Here is an 18268-nt window from a genome sequence, read left to right as displayed (position 1 = left end):
GGACATGCCATCGACGGTGCATGCATTCGACGCCGTGGTCGTGGGCGCGGGCGGGGCGGGGTTGCGCGCCGCGGTAGAGCTGTCACGACAGGGGCTGCGCATCGCGGTCATCTCCAAGCTCTACCCGACCCGCTCGCACACCGGTGCGGCCCAGGGGGGGATCGCCGCCCCCCTCGGCAACGTGGAGGAGGACCGGTGGGAGTGGTACGCCTTCGACACGGTCAAGGGGAGCGACTACCTGGGGGACCAGGACGCCATCGAGATCCTGGCCCGCGAGTCGGTCGACGCCATCATCGAGCTGGAGCACATGGGCTTCCCCTTCAACCGCACCCCCGACGGGCGCATCGATCAGCGCCGCTTCGGGGGCCACACCCGGGAGTACGGTCAGGGGCCCGTGCGCCGGGCCTGCTACGCGGCCGACCGCACCGGCCACATGATCCTGCAGACCCTCTTCCAGCAGTGCGTCAAGCACGAGGTGCGGTTCTTCAACGAGTTCCAGGTGCTGGACCTGGTGGTGCGCGACGGGCGGGTGGCCGGGGTGGTGGCCTATGAGCTGGCCACCGGGGAGCTCCACGGCTTCTCGGCCCGGGCCGTCCTCTTCGCCACGGGCGGCTATGGCCGGGTCTTCAAGATCACGTCCAACGCGCACTCGCTGACGGGCGACGGGCTGGCCATCGCGTGGCGGCGGGGGGTGCCGCTGGAGGACATGGAGTTCTACCAGTTCCACCCCACCGGCATCTACAAGATGGGCATCCTGTTGAGCGAGGCGGCGCGGGGGGAGGGGGCCATCCTCCGCAACGACAAGGGGGAGCGCTTCATGGAGCGCTACGCCCCCACGCTCAAGGACCTGGCCGCCCGAGACGTGGTCTCCCGGGCCATCCACCAGGAGATCCGGGAGGGACGGGGCATCGGCGGCCGCGACTTCGTCCACCTCGACTTTCGCCACCTGGGCCGTGAGGTGCTGGAGAAGAAGCTGCCCGACGTGACGGAGTTCGTCCAGACCTACCTGGGCCTCGATCCGGCCGAGGAGCTGGTGCCCATCCAGCCCACCGCCCACTACGGCATGGGCGGCATCCCCACCGACGTGGACGGACGGGTGGTGCTCGACGAGCGCAACACGCCGCTGCCTGGCTTCTACGCGGCGGGCGAGGCGGCGTGCGTCTCGGTGCACGGCGCCAACCGGCTGGGCACCAACTCGCTGGTGGACCTGGTGGTCTTCGGCCGGCGGGCGGGTCGGCACATGGCCGCCTTCGTGCGGGAGTCGGACGGGGTGCCCTGGCCCTCCGACGCCATCGCCGAGGCGGCGGACCGCCTGGAGAGCCTGCGCCGGCGCCGCGAGGGACAGAGCGCCGCCGAGATCCGGGAGGCCCTGCAGACCACCATGATGCGACACGCCTCGGTCTTCCGCACCAAGGAGTCGCTGGAGCGTGCACGGCAGGACGTGGCGGAGCTCAAGGAGCGCTACCAGCGGGTGCGGGTCAGCGATCCGAGCCGGCGCTACAACACGGAGCTCCTGGAGACGCTGGAGCTGGGGTACCTGCTGGACGTGGCCGAGGCCGTGGTGGTCTCGGCCCTCAATCGCACGGAGAGCCGCGGCGCCCACTGGCGCGAGGATCATCCCCGCCGGGACGATACCGCCTGGCTCAAGCACACCCTTCTGTACCGCGGCGAGGATGGCGACCATCGCATCGCCTACAAGCCGGTCGTCATCACCCACTTCCAGCCGCAGGAGCGCAAGTACTGAGCGCGGCCCAGCGAGAGGGGATCGAGCGAGGTGCGAGTCAAGATTCACGTGCGCCGCTACAATCCCGAGCAGGACCCGGCACCCTACTGGGCCCACTACGAGGTCGACGTGGAGCCGACGGACCGCCTGCTCGACGCGCTCCACGAGATCAAGTGGCGCGTCGACGGGAGCCTGAGCTTCCGCCGCTCCTGCGCGCACGGCGTCTGCGGCTCGGACGCCATGCTCGTCAACGGGGTCAACCGGCTCGCCTGCAAGGTGCTGATCAAGGACCTCGGCCCCGAGATCCGGGTGGAGCCCATCCGGGGGTTGCCGGTGCTCAAGGACCTGATCGTGGACATGGAGCCCTTCTTCGAGGCGTACCGGACCGTCAAGCCCTACCTCATCGTGGACGATGAGCACCTGCCCGAGCGGGAGCAGCTCCAGTCGCCCGAGGAGCGCGAGCGCTTCGACGACACCACCAAGTGCATCCTGTGCGCGGCATGCACCACGTCGTGCCCTATCTTCTGGGCCAACGGGCGCTACTTGGGGCCGGCCGCGATCGTGGCGGCCCACCGCTTCATCTTCGACAGCCGGGACCAGGGAGCGGCCGATCGTCTGGCCATCCTCGACAGCCGCGACGGGGTGTGGCGGTGCCGCACCGTCTTCAACTGCACCGACGCCTGCCCGCGCGGGATCCAGGTGACCCGGGCCATCCAGGAGGTCAAGCAGGCCATCGTGTCCAACCGCTTGCGAGGGGATGGGCGTGCCGCCGGAGCCGGTGCCGCTGGTCGCGCTGCTGACCGACTTCGGGCTGAGTGAGTACGCGGGCGTCCTCAAGGGGGTCATCGCCTCCCTCTGGGAGGACGCCCGCATCGTAGACCTCTGCCACACCGTCAGGCCCCAGGACGTGCGGGAGGGGGCCTGGATCCTCCGGACGACGTACCGCTACTTCCCCCCGGGCACCCTCTTCGTGGCCGTGGTGGACCCCGGGGTGGGCACCGAGCGGGCGGCGGTGGCCGTCGAGAGCCGGCACTACCGATGGGTCGGCCCGGACAACGGCCTTCTCTTCCCGGCGGTGGAGGATGACGGCGCGCTTCGCATCGTAAACCTCTCTGTACCCTCTGGGGCCTCCAACACCTTCCACGGCCGGGACGTCTTCGCCCCGGCCGCGGGCCGATGGGCGGCCGGGGAGCCCCTGGAGTCGCTGGGAGAGGCCCGCCGGGCGCCCTTGGTGCCGCTGCGATTCTATTGGACGGGCCGGCGAGGCGAAGTGGTGCGGGTCGACGCCTTCGGCAACCTGGTGACGCCCGCCCCTCCGCCGCCCGGGGAGAGGCGGCCGGGTCGGCCGGTGACGGTGGCGTTGCTGCGGCGGTCGGAGGGCCGGTGGCGCCGGGTCGGGTCGCCGGTCACGGCGCGGTGGGTGCGTACCTATGCCGATGCGCCGGCCGGTGCGCTGGTGGTGCTGGTGGGCTCAGCCGGCACCCTGGAGGTCTCCCAGGTCGCCGGCTCGGCTGCTGAGGTGCTGGGAGCCCGCAGCGGGGATCGGCTGATCTTTCGATTCTCGTGAGGAGGTGATGGGCTCGTGGCGCCGCTGGTGGCGGTCATCATGGCGGGGGGGCGCGGCGAGCGGTTCTGGCCGTTGAGCCGCCGTGCCAGGCCCAAGCAGCTGCTCAACCTCGACGGCTCTCGCAGCCTGATCCAGCAGGCCGTGGAGCGGGTGCTGCCGCTGGTCGATCCCCAGCGGGTGCTGGTGGTGACGGGGCGGGAGTACGTCGCCTCCATCCGGGCCCAGCTCCCCGAGCTGCCCGAGGCCAACATCCTGGTGGAGCCTGCCGGTCGCAACACGGCGGCCTGTATCGGGCTGGCCGCGGTCCACCTCGAGAGGACGCCGGGTCCGTGGGGGTCGGATCCCATCATGGTCGTGCTGCCCGCCGACCACGTGGTGCGAGACGCCGAAGCCTTTCGCCGGGTGATGAGGGCGGCGGCCGAGGCTGCCGAGACGCACGCCCTGGTCACCATCGGGCTGTGGCCGACCCGGCCCGAGACCGGCTACGGCTACATCGAACTGGGGCAGCCCGTGGGCAAGGCGCTCGGGTACGACGTCTACCAGGTGCAGCGCTTCGTGGAGAAGCCGGATCTGACCCTGGCGCGCCGCTACGTCGCCGACGGGAGGCACCTGTGGAACAGCGGGATGTTCGTCTGGCGGGTGCGCGCCATCCGCGAGGCGCTGGCCCGGCACATGCCCGCCCTCCACGAGGGGCTCGAGCGCGTCGCTCGAGCCTGGGGCCGGCCCGACGAGGGGGCCGTGGCCCGATCGGTCTTCGACGGGCTCGAGTCGGTCTCCATCGACTACGGCGTCCTGGAGAGGGCCGAGGGGATCGTGGTGATCCCGGCCGACTTCGGCTGGGACGATGCCGGGAGCTGGCCTGCCTTCGAGCGGCTGTTCGCCCCCGACGAGGCAGGCAACGTGGTCCGGGGGGCCCGCCACGTCGGGATCGACACCAGCCAGTGCATCGTCGTCGTCGATGGGGCGCAGCCAAAACTGGTAGCGACTCTCGGGGTGCGGGACCTGGTGATCGTGGAGACTGAAGACGTGACACTGGTATGTGCCAAGGAGCGGGCCCAGGATATCCGAGCGCTTCTCGCCAGACTGCGGTCCCTCGGTCACCAGGAGTACCTGTAGCCACGCCCGGGGCCCGCCCGCCCCGCCTTGAGCCCCCCGGCCGATCGTGGCAAGATAGGAAAGGTCACCCGGGTCGATCCGCCGTCGCCTTGTGGGTCGCACGGCGCCGTGCACGCCAACGCGCCGGATGCGGCGGTCACGAGAGGGTTGGGGGGATGGACCATCGGGAGGGTGCCATCGCGTCCGATCCGGTTCGGTACCGACGGCTGGCGAGACGTCATCGCGGACGGCTTCACCTTCGAGCGGGTACGGGTCGTGGCCGCGGCCATGGCCCGCTACCTCCACCAGCAGGGGCTGGCCTCTCGAGGGGTCGGGGTGGGCTACGACGGGCGGTTCCTGTCGGGGCGGTTCGCCCGGACCGTGGCGGAGGTGCTGGCGGGGGCCGGCATCCCGGTGCTGCTCACCCGGCGCGAGACTCCCACGCCCGCGCTCGCGGCGGCCGTGGTGGAGCGGGGCCTCGGGGGCGGCATCGTCGTGACGGCCAGCCACAACCCGCCCGAGTTCAACGGGCTCAAGTTCAAGCCTCCCTACGGGGGCTCCGCCACCGAGGCCATCACGGCGCCCATCGAGCGGGAGGCCAATGCGATCCTGGAGGAGGACGGGGCCGACGTCCCGTGGCGTCCCCTCGAGGATGCGGTCGCGGCCGGGCTGGTGGAGTGGTGCGACCCCATCGAGCCGTACCTGCGCCGCCTCTTGGGCCTGGTGGACATGGAGGCCATCGCCCGGGCCGACCTGGCGGTGGCGGTCGACCCCATGCACGGGGCCGCCAGGGGCGTGCTGGCAGAGGCCCTCAGGAGGGCCGGCGTGCGGCGCCTGGTGGCCGTCCGGGAGGAGGCCAACCCTGGCTTCGGGGGGCTCAATCCCGAGCCCATCGAGCCCAACTTGGGGCCGCTCAAGTCCTGCGTGCGAGACGGGGGCTGGCAGGCCGGCTTCGCGGTGGACGGTGACGGTGACCGGATCGGCATGGTCGACGAGACGGGAGGGTTCGTCAACGCACACCAGATCTTCTCCCTCGTCTTGATGCACCTCGTGGAGCACCGCGGGCTCAAGGGCGAGGTCGTCAAGACCGTCTCCACCACCTCCATGATTGACCGGCTCGCCCGACGATACGGTCTTCCGCTGGTGGAGACGCCCGTCGGCTTCAAGTACGTCTGCGCGAGGATGCTGGAGGGCGACGTGCTCGTCGGGGGCGAGGAGAGCGGCGGGATCGGCATACGAGGCCACATCCCCGAGCGCGACGGCATCCTCAGCGCCCTCATCATGGCCGAGCTGATGGCCACCACTCGGCTGCCGGTGTCGGGCCTGTTGCAGGAGCTCGTCCGGCGGGTGGGGCCCCACCTGTACGGACGGCTCGACCTGCACTTCGACGAATCCCGGCGCCAAGCGCTGGTGCAACGGCTGGCCGGGCACGCCCCCGACCGGATCGCCGATGTACCCGTCAAGGAAGTGAAGCGTGTGGATGGCTTCAAGTTCGTGCTCGAAGACGGCTCCTGGCTGATGGTGCGGCCCTCGGGCACGGAGCCTCTGGTGCGGGTCTACGCCGAGGCGGACCGTCCCGAGCGCCTGAATGCCCTGCTCGGCACCGGCCGGCAGTGGGTCGAGCACGTGTCGGCAGGTGAGCGCAGCCATGCTTGAGCATCAAGACGGCTTGGAGGGGCTCGGTGGCCTGCGGGGGCGCCCGCGGCGCATGGGCTTGCCGTCGTGGCGCACCGGCCCCCGGGTGGCCTTCGTCAGCTCCTTTCCGCCTCGGCGCTGCGGCATCGCCTCCTTCACGGCCGACCTGGCCCGCTCGCTCAAGCGAGCGGTGCCCGCTGCCCGCACCGGCGTCATCGCCGTCGATCCGTCGTGGGAGCGGATGGAGCGGCGACCGCCGTACGCGGGCGAGGTGGACCAGGTCCTGAGCGTGACCCTGGAGGACGCCGACAGTTACGCGGCGGCCGCGGCCTGGGCGGAGCGCCAGGGGTACGAGGTCATCAGCGTCCAGCACGAGTACGGCATCTTCGGCGGCGACCACGGAGAGTACGTCGTGACGCACCTGCTGCGGGCCACCCGCCTGCCGGTCGTCACCACGCTCCACACCATCCTCCGCCGACCCAACGAGAAGCAGCGGCAGCTGCTGGTGGAGCTGGCAGCGCGGTCCCGCACAGTGGTGGTGCAGGCGCGCTCGGCCCTGGACCTGTTGGAGCGCGTCTACGGCATCGATCGAGCGCGGGTGCTCGTCATCCCACACGGGACGCCCGACTTCCCGGCCATCCCCTCGGCCGCGGCCAAGGCGCGCCTCGGCTTCGGGCAGCGCCCGGTGCTGCTGACGTACGGCCTGCTCAGCCCGGGCAAGGGCATCGAGCAAGCCATCCAGGCCCTGCCCCAGGTGACGCGGCGGCAGCCCGACGTCCTCTACGTCGTGGCGGGGCAGACCCACCCCAACGTCCGCAAGCTCTCGGGCGAAGCGTACCGGCAGTCCCTGATCCGCATGGCGGCGGAGCTGGGCGTGGCGCACAACGTCCAGTTCATCGACCGCTACCTCGACCTGGAGGATCTGGGCTGGCTGCTGGCGGCCGCCGACGTCTACGTCCTGCCCTATCCCAACGAGGACCAGGCCGTGAGCGGCACCCTCAGTTACGCCCTGGCCGCGGGCAAGGCGGTGGTCTCCACGCCGTTTCGCTACGCCCGCGAGCTGATCGGGCCAGGACGGGGGCTGTTGTGCCGGTTCGGTGACCCGTCCTCGCTGGCCGCCGAGGTCCTGCGGGTGCTGGAGAGCGAGGATCTGCGCCGGACGCTGGAGCACCGGGCACGGGCCTTCGGACAGTCGATGAGCTGGGAGATCGTCGGGGCGCGCTACGGCCGCCTCTTCGAATGGGTGGCCGGCTCGGCCAGGGAGGAGCCGGCCGTGCCTGACGCGTCCTCGGCCGCCTGGGCGGCCAAGATGGTGACGCCCCGGGGCCTGCCCCTCGCGGGTGACTGGTCGCAGGCCCACTCCCAGCCCGGGAGGTGAGGCGCCGTGCCGGCCCGTGAGCGCCGCCGGCATCGGGCGGCCCCGGCGGCCGGGCTCCAGATGGGGCCCAGCTGGAGCCTGGCCCACGTGAGGCGCCTCACCGACACCACTGGCATCGTCGAGCACGCCCTGGGGGCCGTCCCCAACGCCTCCGAGGGCTACACCCTGGACGACAACGCTCGCGCCCTGGTCGCCGTCGTCCGCCACCACCGGTCGACTCGGGACCCCGAGAGCCTGGAGCTGGCGGTGCGCTACTTGAGCTTCATCCTCTACTGCCAGACCGCGGACGGGTGGTTTCACAACGACGTCGGCTGGGACCGCCGTTTCCTGGACGCCCGCGCCACCGGCGACCCGGTGGGTCGCGCCATCTGGGCGCTGGGGGAGGCGGTGGCCGGGCTCGGGCTCGAGGGGCTGTGGATGGGTGCCGCCCGCGCCCTGGGGCGCACCCTGGCGTGGGCACCCAAGCTGAGCGGCCTGCGGCCGGTCGCGTTCGCCCTGCTGGGGATCCGGGCCCTGGCGCGCAGCCCCCGGGCGCGCCTGCGGGCCGTCGGCGACGGGGTGACGGCGAGCGCGCTCAAGCAGATGGCCGCGGAGCTGGCCGAGCGCCTGGTCTCGGCCTACCACCGGACGCGACGCGACGCGTGGCCATGGTTCGAGGACCGGCTGACGTACGCCAACGCCCGGTTGCCCCAGGCGCTGGTGGCGGCGTGGGAGGTGACCGGCCACGGCCCGTTCCTGGAGGTGGCCGTGGCCAGCTACCGGTTTCTCTGGGACCACCTGTGGAACGGGGCCTACCTGGACCTGGTCGGCAATCGCGGATGGTGGGTCCGGGGGCAGGCGAGGGCGCGCTATGACCAGCAGCCCGTCGACGCAGGCGCCATGGCCGAGGCGGCCGCCAGTCTCTACGTGGCCACCGGGCGTGGCGAGTACCTGACGCAGGCGGAGCGAGCGCTCGAGTGGTTCTACGGGCGCAACGCGCTGGGCGCGCCGCTCTACGACGAGGCCACGGGTGGCTGCCGCGACGGCTTGGGCCCGGATGGGGTCAACGCCAACGAGGGCGCCGAGTCGACCCTGGCCCACCTGCTGGCGCGCATGGCGGTAGAGCAGGCGCGCCGGCGCGCGGCCCTGCCCCGGACGCGGGCCATGGCCTGAGCGAGGCTCATAGCCGGGGCCGCCCTCCGCACACCCTAAGGGCGGCCGGAGAAGGCGGCCCTTCGCACACATGGAGCCGGAACGCCTGCGAGTCTTGCACCTGATGCGGGAAGCCGCCGGGGGGATGGTCACCCACCTGGCGGCCCTGACGGGGGCCCTGCGGGAAGCAGGGGTGGAGGTGGCGGTGGCCGCGCCCCCCGAGGTCCTGGCGCGACTCCGAGCCCGGCTCGGAGACGGGGGCGCCCGCTGTGCGTGGGGCGTGCCCCTGCCTCTGCGCGATGGGATGCGACCCGGCGCCGATCTCGCCGCCGCCATCAGGTTGCGAAGGGCTGTCAGGCGTTTGCGGCCGCACGTGGTGCACGCCCACGGCCACAAGGCGGCATGGGCCTCGGCGCTGGCCATGACGCCGCCTTCGGCCGCGGCCCGCGTGGTGACGGTGCACAACTTCCTGCCCGCGCCGTCCGGTCGCATCTGGAGCGCCGCCCAGCGTCGGATGGTGCGCTGGAGCCTCGGACGGGCGGACCGGCTCATCGCGGTCTCCGAGACGCTCGGGCGCTTCGCCCAGGATCTGCTGGACGGCCGCCGGCCCGTGACCGTGGTGCCCAACGCCTTGGATCCCCGGTGGTGGAGCCAGGCCAGCCCGCGACGGGACGGCAGGACAGGGAGCCGTGCGCTGGTCGTGGCCTGCGTGATGCGCCTGCACGCCTCCAAGGGCATCGAGCTCCTCATCGATGGCATCGCCCGCCTGCCGGCGTCCGTGCAGCTGGAGGCCTGGATCGCCGGGGATGGCCCGTGTCGGCCCGACTTGGAGGCGCGGGCCCGTGCGACGGGCGCCTGGCGCCGGGTGCGGTTCCTGGGATGGGCGGAGCCAGCCAGGGTCTGGATGGAGGCCGATGCCGCCGTGCTGCCATGGCTGCGGGAGGGCGCCTCCTACTCGGCCCTCGAGGCCATGGCCCTCGGCCTGCCGGTCGTGGCCCTGGAGTGCCCCGGCAGCCGCGAGGTGGTCCCCGAGGGAGCGGGCCTGGTGGTCGACCCCTCGCCCGAGGGGCTGGCCTCTGCCCTCGAGCGGCTGGCCCGTGAGCCCGAGCTCCGTCGGCGCATGGGCGAGCAGGCGCGACGGCGGGCGACGGCTCGGACGGCTCGGGAGATGGCCGAGGAGACCCTGGCGCTGTATCGCGAGGCGAGGGGGGCCGGACGGGGGGAGTCATGAACGGGGGCTCGGGCATGGTCGGACGCCGGCTCGGGCGCAAGCGGCCGTGGCTGGGGGTCGTGGTGGCCCTCGCCCTCGTCGTCGGGTCGGGCGTGCCGGTGCAGATGGCCGAGCCGTCGGCTCGGGCCGGCTGGCCCCTGATGGTGGTGATCCTGGACGGTCTCGACTGGGCCTGGCTCGATCGCTTCGCGATGGGGGAGCGGACGCCACACCTCCGGGCGCTGATCCAGGGCGCGGCGCGGGCCGTCTACAACCCCCTGTCCCCCTTCCGGGCCGGCGCAGGGGCCTACTTGAACCTTGCCACGGGCGTGCGCATCGAGAGCGCCGGCGCGGTCCGCCTCGCCGCCGGGGAGACGGCGGCTGGCATCTTCGAGCGCCGGGCCGGGTACCCGCCGTCGCCGGGGGCCCGCGTGCTCCTGGACCTCCCCCGGCTGCGGGAGGAGAGCCGGGCGGCCGGGAGCTTCGCTCCCCTGGGATGGCTGGGCGAGGGCCTGCGTGAGGCGGGCGTGCGGGTGGTCCTGATGGGCGACGACCGGTGGGTGGCCCCTCCGGCCGAGGGAGGCGTGGATCTTCCGCCGGTCGCCGCCTGGGCCGGCCGCTCCTCGCCCCTGGCGGCGGCGGGCTTGCTGTTGGTCGACACGCGAGGGGAGATCGGCGCCGTCCGGCCCCTGACCGTCGAGGATCCCAGCGCCCCGGGGGGGCTTCGCACCCAGTGGGAGCGCGTGCCCGCACTCCTGCGAGACATGGCAGCGGCGGACGGCGCAGACCGCGAGACGACCGCCGACCGGATGCTGGCCGTGGTGGCCAGCGGCGATCTCTGGCGACGACTGCAGGAGGAGCCGGAGATGGCGGCGCCCGTGCGGGAGTCCCACCACCGGTCGCTGGCCCGTGCGCTGGATCAGCTGGTGGGCTGGTGGCAGGCTGACCCGTACTGGAGCCGAGGCTCGCTCTTGTTGCTGGGAGCCACCGCGCGCTCGATGGACGGGCGTGACGGCCGGCTCCTGTCCGCCATCGTCTGGCGCGGGCCCTGGGAACCCCGGGCCCTGCGCTCGCTCACGGCCCGGCGAGATGGCCTGGTGATGGCCATCGACCTGGCCCCCACCCTGGCCCGCATGGCCGGGATCCCCGTACCCTCGGGGGTGATCGGCCGGCCCCTGGTGCTGGGCTCTCCCGCTCCCAGCGTCGAGGCCTTGCGGGATTGGGCCGATGCGCGGGCCCTCGTCTGGTCCGGGCGGATGCGGGTCATGAGCGACCTCATCACGGCCCAGGTGCTCGTCCTGGCCGCCGGGCTGGCCCTCGCCGCCGCCTTGCGCGTGGGGCGACCATCCGGGTGGGTGCGCGCCCTGGCCGGGAGCCGGCTGCCGGGCCTGGCACGCCTCGCCCTCGCCTGGGCCGTGGCCGTCCCACTGGTGCTGCTCCACCCGTGGGTGGCCGTCCCTCCCGCGACCGGCTGGGGGGGCACCACCTGGTCGCTGGCTGCCGTCGCCGCTGGTGCGGCGGGGGTCGCCTGGGTGGCCCGGCGAGCCGGACGCCGCCTGGGCGTCAGCGCGGCCGCCGTCATCGCCGCTCTCTCGATGGCGGTGCTGGCGGCCGACGTGATCGGGCACCTCGACCTCATCGCTCGCTCCTTCATGGGTTACGACCTCATCGGAGGCGCCCGCCTGTACGGGATCGGCAACGAGCACGTGGGGCTGCTCCTGGGCTCGGCCCTGGTGGCGGCCGGGGAACTGGGCGAGCGCTGGCCCAGGGCGTCGTGGGCGCTGACCCTCATCTTGCTGGGACTGGCCTGGATGGTGGCCGCCCCCGACCTGGGTGCCAACGTGGGGGGCTCGCTGGCCATGGCCACCGGGGTCGGGGTGGCAGCCGCCGGGTGGTACGCCGACGCCCGCCCGCGTCTGAGAGCGGCGGTGGCCAGAGCGCTGACGGGGGCGGCCCTCGCAGCCTGCCTGGTGGGCATCGCCTGGGCCCTCGACGTCGGCGCCGCGGCGGCCGAGCAGAGCCATCTCGCGCTGACGGCGCAGAAGGCTCAGGAGCTGGGGCCTGCCTACGTCATCTCCGTCGCGGCACGCAAACTGGCCCTCAACTGGCGGCTCCTGCGCTACAGCCTCTACAGCCGCGTGCTGTTCACGGCCATGGTGGTGGTGATGGCCGCGTTTTGGCTGCCGGCAGGGGGCCTGCTCCGAGCCCTGACGGATCATCCCCGCATGCGGGTGACCCTGGAGGCCTCGGCACTGGGTGCGGCCGTGGCCTTGGTGGCCAACGACTCGGGGGTGACGGCGGCCGCGGGCGCGTTGCTGGTGCCGGCGGCCTGGGTGCTGGAGCGGGCGCTCGACGCCGCCCTCGCGGCGCGAGCCACGCGGGCCCACGGTGAGCCGTGAGCCCATCCGGCGGGCGATCGCATGGGTTGACATCCCGGAGGCGCGTTCCTAAGATCAACTACAGTACCCGGTAGGGTATATACGCCCCGGCTCACGGGTGGGAGGAGGCTCGTCCGTCCGTGGCATCGACGCAACCGCGCGTCATCGTCTACTCCACCCCCACGTGCCCCTGGTGCAATGCCACCAAGCGCTACCTGCGCGAGCGTCAGATCCGCTTCTACGACGTCGACGTCTCGCGTGACCCCAGGGCGGCGCAGGAGATGATCCGCAAGTCCGGGCAGCAGGGGGTCCCCGTCATCGACATCAACGGACGCATCGTCGTGGGATTCGATCGGGCCCGCATCGACCAGCTGCTGGGCCTGAGACGATAAGCGACAGGCGTGCAAGGGGGTATCCGACGAGATGACCATCAAGCCGCTCGAGGACCGGGTGCTCGTGCGTCCCGTCAAGCCCGAGGAGCGCACCCGGGGCGGGATCATCCTGCCCGACACCGCCCAGGAGAAGTCTCAGGAGGGCGAGGTCGTCGCCGTCGGCGACGACGAGTCCATCAAGGTGAAGCCGGGCGATCGGGTCCTCTTCGCGAAGTACTCGGGCACCGAGGTGAAGATCGACGGCGTCGAGCACCTCATCGTCAACCGCTCGGACCTGCTGGCCGTCATCGAGCGAGACGGCGTCGCGGCCAGCTCCTGAGCCCGGCCGCGCGCTCGTGTCTCGTCGCGACGGGGCGCCGCCCTCGAACCGCTTGGGCGAGGGCGGCGCCCCGCGTCCGGGGGCCAACCTCCAGGTCTACGAGCTGGCCGAGGAGGCCAGCGGGGCCGCGTGGCGGGCCTCCAGGTATTTCTCCGCATCCATGGCCGCCTTGCAGCCTGCGGCCGCCGCGGTGATGGCCTGGCGGTAGCGGTGGTCGGCCACGTCACCGGCGCAGAAGACGCCCTCCACGCTGGTGCGCGTCTCGTCATGGACCACCACGTAGCCCCGCTCGTCGAGGTCGAGCTGCCCGCGCAAGAAGCCGGTGTTGGGATCGTGGCCGATGGCGACGAAGAGCCCGTGGCACGGCTCGACACGGGTCTCACCGGTCTTGACGTCCCGCAGGCGCACCCCCTCCACGCTCTTGTCGCCCAGCACCTCCTCGACCACCGCGTTCCAGACGAAGCGGATCTTGGGATGGGCCCGGGCCCGATCCTGCAGCACCTTGCTGGCCCTGAGGGCGTCGCGACGGTGGACCACCACCACCTCGGTGGCGAAGCGGGTGAGGAAGAGCGCCTCCTCCATGGCCGTGTCGCCGCCGCCCACCACCACGACCTTCTTGCCCTGGAAGAAGTAGCCGTCGCAGGTCGCGCAGCTGGAGACGCCCCGCCCCCGCAGCCGCTGCTCGGAGGGCAACCCCAGCCAACGGGCCGACGCGCCCGTCGCGACGATGACGGCCTCGGCCTCGTAGGTCTGATCGCCGACGGTCACCTTGAGGGGGTGGCCGGTGAAGTCGACGCCCGTCGCGTCGTCGTCGACGAAGCGCGCGCCGAACCGCTCGGCCTGTCGGCGCATGGCATCCATGAGCTCCGGCCCCTGGATCCCCTCGGGGAAGCCTGGGAAATTCTCCACCTCGGTGGTCAGCATCAGCTGGCCGCCCGCCTCCCGCCCGGCCACCACCAGGGGGCTCAGGCTGGCGCGGGCCGCGTAGATGGCGGCCGTCAGGCCCGCCGGTCCGGAACCGAGGACGATCACCTGCTCCATGGCGCGACACCCCTCCTCATGGCCACGCTTGCATCGATTGCCAGTGCGACGCTATTGTAACCCGCCGTCTCGGTCCGGCTCGAAGGCCTCGAGCCACCGGATGACCTCGCGGGTGATGGGACTGGGAGTCGACGATCCGGCCGTCACGCCGACCCGCCGGGCGCCCCTCAACCACTCCGGGCGGATCTGGCGCACGTCCTCCACCAGGTAGGCCGGCTTGCCCGCTCGCTCCCGGACCACCTGCACGAGGCGGCCGGAGTTGTTGGAGCGCCGGTCTCCCACCACGATGACCAGGTCGACGCTGGCGGCCGCCTGCACGGCCGCCTGCTGGCGCAACTGGGTGGCCAGGCAGATCTCGTTGTAGACCTCCGCGCGGGGATAGCGAGCCTTGATGCGATCGATGACCTCCTGGGTGTCCCACTGCGACAGGGTGGTCTGGGTGGTGACGGCCAGGGGGACGTCGCGGGGGAGCTCGATGCGCTCCGCCTCGTCGGGCGTCTCCACCAGCACCACCCGGTCCGGTGCCTCGCCCAGGACGCCCTCCGGCTCCGGGTGGCCGCGCTTGCCGACGTAGACGATGAGATATCCGCGAGCCGCGAGATCCCGCACCAGGTCGTGGGTCCTGGTCACGTCCGGGCAGGTCGCGTCGACGCAGTGCAGCCCCCGGGCCCTGGCCGCCGCCTTGACCGCGGGGGAGACCCCGTGGGCGGTGAAGATGACGGTGGAGCCCGGTGGCACCTGCTCCAGCAGCGTCAGGCGGTCGGGTCCGTCCAGCGACCGGATGCCCAGGCTCTCCAGCTGCGCCACGGCGTGATGGTTGTGCACCAGGAGCCCGAGCACGAAGATGGGCCGGGGCGTCGCCGGGTCCCGGGCGACGGCCGTGGCCAGCTGGAGGGCGTCGACGACGCCGTAGCAGTAGCCTCGCGGGGAGATGGGGACGACCTCCACGGCCTCGGGGTGCCTCCTTCTCCAAAAGGATAGCCCACGCCGAGCCGAGAAGCACGCGTGCGAACGAAGGGAGCCGACCGATGGTGACGGACGAGCACAGCAGCCCGCGCACCCACGACCTGGACGATGGCCCGGACGCCGCCCGGCTCCTGGCAGATCTGTGGCGGCAGGCCTGCCCGGACGAGCCCATCGAGGCATGGGTGCTCCAGGAGAAGATCCTGGCCGACCCCGACCGGGACCCCCGCCTGTGGCTGACGGCCACCCACGGCGGCCGGCTCGTCGGGGCGGCCACCGGGGTCGTGCGAACGCAGGGGCCCGAGGGGCCAACGGGGTTCGTGCAGTTCCTGGCGGTCGCGCCGGGTTACCGGCGCCGAGGGGTGGCGAGCCGGCTGCTGGACGAGCTGGAGCAGCGGTTGGCCCGTCGGGGGGCGCGCCGCATCCGCGCCTTCGGCGGGGCGCCCAGCTACTTGTGGCCTGGGGTCGACGTGCGCTACACCGGGGCGCTCTGCCTCTTCGAGCGCCGGGGGTACCGCCTGGAGGGGTACGACTTCAACATGGAGGTGGACCTGACGCGGCCGCTGCCGGTCGATCCGCCGCCGGTGCGCCAGCAGGCGCTGGAGCGGAGCGGCGTGACGGTGAGGCCCCTTCGCCGCGAGGACCGGGAGGCCCTCGAGGCCTGGCTGCGGCGCACCTGGGGCCCCCACTGGGCCTTCGAGGGGATGCTGGCCATGGACCGGCCCGAGCCGGCTGGCTTCGTCGCCACACGCGACGGGGATGTGGTGGGCTTCGCGGTCTTCGACAGCACCCGGCCCGGCTGGTTCGGCCCCATGGGCGTGGAGCCCTCCCTGCAGGGAGGGGGCGTGGGTCTCGAGCTCTGTGTGCGGGCCATGGAGGAGATGGCCCGGCGCGGCTACGCGCAGGCCCAGATCGCGTGGGCGGGGCCGCGGTGCTTCTACGCGCGCAAGCTGGGGGCCACCATCTCCCGGGTCTTCGCTCGCCTCTCCAAGCCGGTCGAAGAGGCTTGAGCCCCGCCGCCGGGCCCGTCCCGCGCAGGAGGGCGGGGGCCCCCTCGGGAAACTCTCCGAGGAGGCGCGAGCGACGATGGGGACGGGCGGTGGGATGGCGGCCCTGGCCAAGCTCCACCCGGGGCCGGGGCTGCGACTGACACGCGTCGAGGTGCCGGGGGTGGGGCCGGGCCAGGTCAGGGCCCGGGTCCAGCTGGCCGGCATCTGTGGTACCGACGGCCATATCTACGCCTGGGACCGGTGGGCAGCCTCCCGCATCCGGCCGCCTGTCGTGCTGGGGCACGAGTGGATGGGCTTGGTCGACGCGGTAGGGCCTGGCGTCGAGGGCATCGAGCCCGGCGACCGGGTGACCGCGGAGATGCACTTCTACTGCGGCCAGTGTCGGGCGTGCCGGGCGGGCCAGCCGCACCTGTGCCGCCACCTGCGCATCGGCGGCGTCGACACCGACGGGGCCTTCGCCCAGTACGTGGTGGTGCCGGCCCGCAACGTCTGGAGGCTCGACCCCTCCATCCCCGACGAGGTCGCGGCCATCATGGATCCTCTCGGCAACGCGGTGCACACGGCGCTGGCCTTTCCCCTGTCGGGCGCCACGGTGGCCGTGACTGGCGCCGGGCCCATCGGGCTGGCTGCCATCGCCGTGGCTCGTCGGGCAGGGGCCACGGCCATCTTCGTCACCGAGACGTCGGCGCCCCGGCGGCGACTGGCCGCGCTCATGGGCGCCGACCGGGTGATGGACCCCCGCGACGTCGACGCCGTGGCGGTGGTGCTGGAGGCCACCGGGGGCGAGGGCGTCGACGTCCTGCTGGAGATGTCGGGCCACCCCGATGCCATCCGACAGGGGCTACGCATGGTGCGGCCCGGTGGGGCCGTCGCCCAGCTGGGCCTGCCCCCCGGCGAGGTGACCCTCGAGCTGGGCGAGCAGGTCGTGATGAAGGGCCTCACGCTCAAGGGCATCCACGGGCGCGAGATCTTCCGGACCTGGATGCAGACCAGCGAGCTGCTCCGAGGCGGGCTCGACGTGCGCCCCATCGTCACCCATCGCCTGCCGCTCGAGGCGTACGAGGAGGCGTTCGAGCTCCTGGCCAGCGGCCAGTGCGGCAAGATCGTGCTGGAGATCCCGGGGTCGTGAGGGCCCTGGCGAGGGAGGCGACGACGATGGCAGGACCGTCCGCTGACGCGGCGCTGGCGTTCTTGGAGGCGGAGCTGTCCGACCTGCGCCAGCGCGGGCTGTTTCGCCACCCGCGGGTGCTCGACAGCCCCCAGGGAGCCGTGGCGGTCATCGACGGGAGGCGGGTGATCAACCTCTCCTCCAACAACTACCTCGGCCTGGCCACCCATCCCGCCCTCAAGGAGGCAGCCGAGCGGGCCGTGCGCGAGTGGGGTGTCGGGTCGGGGGCGGTGCGGCCCATCGTCGGCACCCTGCGCATGCACGAGGAGTTGGAGCGCCGCATCGCCGGCTTCAAGGGCACCGAGGCCGCGCTGGTCTTCCAGTCGGGCTTCACCGCCAACGCGGGGACCGTGGCCGCCATCCTGGGTCGAGAGGACGTCATCATCAGCGACGAGCTCAACCATGCCAGCATCATCGACGGCTGCCGCCTCTCCCGCGCCGAGATCCGGATCTTCCCCCACCGGGACGTCGACGCCATGCGCCGCCTGCTGGAGGAGGCCCGGCCCAAGGCCCGGCGCATCCTGGTCGTCACCGACGGGGTCTTCAGCATGGATGGTGACATCGCGCCGCTGCCCGACATCGTCCGGGTGGCGCGCGAGTTCGGCGCGATCGTCATGGTGGACGACGCCCATGCCAGCGGCGTCCTGGGCACCCACGGACGGGGCAGCGTCGATCACTTCGGGCTGCACGGCCAGGTGGAGATCCAGGTGGGGACCCTCTCCAAGGCCATCGGCGTCCTGGGCGGCTACGTGGCCGGCAGCCGCACGCTCATCGACTACCTCATCGCACGGGCGCGCCCCTACCTCTTCTCCACCTCGCACCCGCCGGCGGTGACGGCCGCGTGCCTGGCCGCCTTCGACGTGCTGGAGCGGGAGCCCGAGCGCATCCAGCGCCTGTGGGACAACACCCGCTACTTCAAGGAGGGCCTGCGCCGGATGGGCTACGACACGGGCATCAGCGAGACGCCCATCACGCCGGTCATCGTCGGCGAGGAGGAGAGGGCCCTGCGCCTCTCGGACCTGCTCTTCGAGCACGGGGTCTTCGCGCAGGGCATCGTCTACCCGACCGTGCCCCGCGGCAAGGCCCGCGTGAGGACCATCGTGACGGCCGAGCACAGCCACTCCGAGCTCGACCAGGCCCTGGAGGCCTTCGAGAAGGCCGGTCGGCAGCTGGGGCTCGTGGGCACCTGAAGGGCCCCGGGGCCACCGGTGGTGCCCCGCCGGTGGCCCCGTCGCGTCGTCGGCCCGCAGGGCGTCGG

The 18268-nt window shown here is 72.6% G+C and carries 16 protein-coding genes; 14 read left to right on the top strand and 2 right to left on the bottom strand.

The genetic code is table 11. From position 1 onward, the window contains the following. Nucleotides 1–4: 4 nt before the first annotated feature. From sdhA to VLY81_RS12420, 11 genes are all read left to right on the top strand, one after another. The gene (gene sdhA / locus VLY81_RS12470; protein WP_324668524.1) at nt 5–1744 is read left to right on the top strand and encodes a succinate dehydrogenase flavoprotein subunit; all 1740 of its coding nucleotides are present in this window, start codon (nt 5–7) and stop codon (nt 1742–1744) included. A 30-nt stretch (nt 1745–1774) separates the two neighbouring features. Further along, nucleotides 1775–2542 carry a succinate dehydrogenase iron-sulfur subunit gene (locus VLY81_RS12465; protein WP_324668523.1) on the top strand — a complete coding sequence of 256 codons (768 nt, stop codon included), beginning with the start codon at nt 1775–1777 and terminating at the stop codon, nt 2540–2542. Beyond that, entirely contained in the window at nt 2481–3290 is an 810-nt protein-coding gene (locus VLY81_RS12460; protein WP_324668522.1) for an SAM hydrolase/SAM-dependent halogenase family protein, read from the top strand. The genes VLY81_RS12465 and VLY81_RS12460 overlap by 62 nt, the downstream gene beginning before the upstream one ends. A gap of 15 nt (nt 3291–3305) precedes the next feature. Then, the gene (locus VLY81_RS12455; protein WP_324668521.1) at nt 3306–4406 is read left to right on the top strand and encodes a mannose-1-phosphate guanylyltransferase; all 1101 of its coding nucleotides are present in this window, start codon (nt 3306–3308) and stop codon (nt 4404–4406) included. 171 nt (nt 4407–4577) lie between these two features. Next, nucleotides 4578–6041, top strand: coding sequence for a phosphoglucomutase/phosphomannomutase family protein (locus VLY81_RS12450; protein ID WP_324668520.1), 1464 nt, complete (start codon nt 4578–4580; stop codon nt 6039–6041). Then, entirely contained in the window at nt 6034–7398 is a 1365-nt protein-coding gene (locus tag VLY81_RS12445) for a glycosyltransferase family 4 protein (protein WP_324668519.1), read from the top strand. The genes VLY81_RS12450 and VLY81_RS12445 overlap by 8 nt, the downstream gene beginning before the upstream one ends. 6 nt (nt 7399–7404) lie before the next feature. Beyond that, on the top strand, nt 7405–8550 hold the full coding sequence (locus VLY81_RS12440) for an AGE family epimerase/isomerase (protein ID WP_324668518.1): 1146 nt from the start codon (nt 7405–7407) through the stop codon (nt 8548–8550). Between the two features lie 70 nt (nt 8551–8620). Further along, nucleotides 8621–9760, top strand: a complete 1140-nt coding sequence (locus VLY81_RS12435; RefSeq protein ID WP_324668517.1) for a glycosyltransferase family 4 protein — start codon at nt 8621–8623, stop codon at nt 9758–9760. After that, nucleotides 9757–12138: a hypothetical protein gene (locus tag VLY81_RS12430; RefSeq protein ID WP_324668516.1), complete on the top strand. Its 2382-nt coding sequence runs from the start codon at nt 9757–9759 to the stop codon at nt 12136–12138. The genes VLY81_RS12435 and VLY81_RS12430 overlap by 4 nt, the downstream gene beginning before the upstream one ends. A 119-nt stretch (nt 12139–12257) precedes the next feature. After that, nucleotides 12258–12509, top strand: a complete 252-nt coding sequence (locus tag VLY81_RS12425; protein WP_324668515.1) for a glutaredoxin family protein — start codon at nt 12258–12260, stop codon at nt 12507–12509. A 31-nt stretch (nt 12510–12540) separates the two neighbouring features. Beyond that, nucleotides 12541–12828 (top strand): co-chaperone GroES, encoded by a 288-nt coding sequence (locus tag VLY81_RS12420; protein WP_324668514.1) that lies wholly within the window; start codon nt 12541–12543, stop codon nt 12826–12828. A 96-nt stretch (nt 12829–12924) separates the two neighbouring features. Here VLY81_RS12420 and trxB read toward each other — a convergent pair whose 3' ends face one another. After that, nucleotides 12925–13869, bottom strand: a complete 945-nt coding sequence (trxB, locus tag VLY81_RS12415; RefSeq protein WP_324668513.1) for a thioredoxin-disulfide reductase — start codon at nt 13867–13869, stop codon at nt 12925–12927. 51 nt (nt 13870–13920) lie between these two features. Next, nucleotides 13921–14817 (bottom strand): 4-hydroxy-3-methylbut-2-enyl diphosphate reductase, encoded by an 897-nt coding sequence (locus VLY81_RS12410; RefSeq protein WP_324668512.1) that lies wholly within the window; start codon nt 14815–14817, stop codon nt 13921–13923. 80 nt (nt 14818–14897) lie between these two features. On the opposite strand from VLY81_RS12410, the gene VLY81_RS12405 reads away from it, so the two are divergent. The 3 genes from VLY81_RS12405 (at nt 14898) to VLY81_RS12395 (ending at nt 18200) form a co-directional block, all read left to right on the top strand. Beyond that, on the top strand, nt 14898–15842 hold the full coding sequence (locus tag VLY81_RS12405; protein WP_324668511.1) for a GNAT family N-acetyltransferase: 945 nt from the start codon (nt 14898–14900) through the stop codon (nt 15840–15842). A gap of 76 nt (nt 15843–15918) precedes the next feature. Then, nucleotides 15919–16971, top strand: a complete 1053-nt coding sequence (gene tdh / locus VLY81_RS12400; RefSeq protein WP_324668510.1) for an L-threonine 3-dehydrogenase — start codon at nt 15919–15921, stop codon at nt 16969–16971. Between the two features lie 26 nt (nt 16972–16997). Further along, complete coding sequence (locus tag VLY81_RS12395) at nt 16998–18200, top strand: glycine C-acetyltransferase (RefSeq protein ID WP_324668509.1); 1203 nt, start codon at nt 16998–17000, stop codon at nt 18198–18200. Nucleotides 18201–18268 lie beyond the last annotated feature (68 nt).

The sequence above is a fragment of the Limnochorda sp. LNt genome (genome assembly GCF_035593265.1).
Classification (GTDB): Bacteria; Bacillota; Limnochordia; order Limnochordales; family Geochordaceae; genus Geochorda; species Geochorda subterranea.
This window is presented reverse-complemented; position numbering and strand designations above follow the sequence as displayed.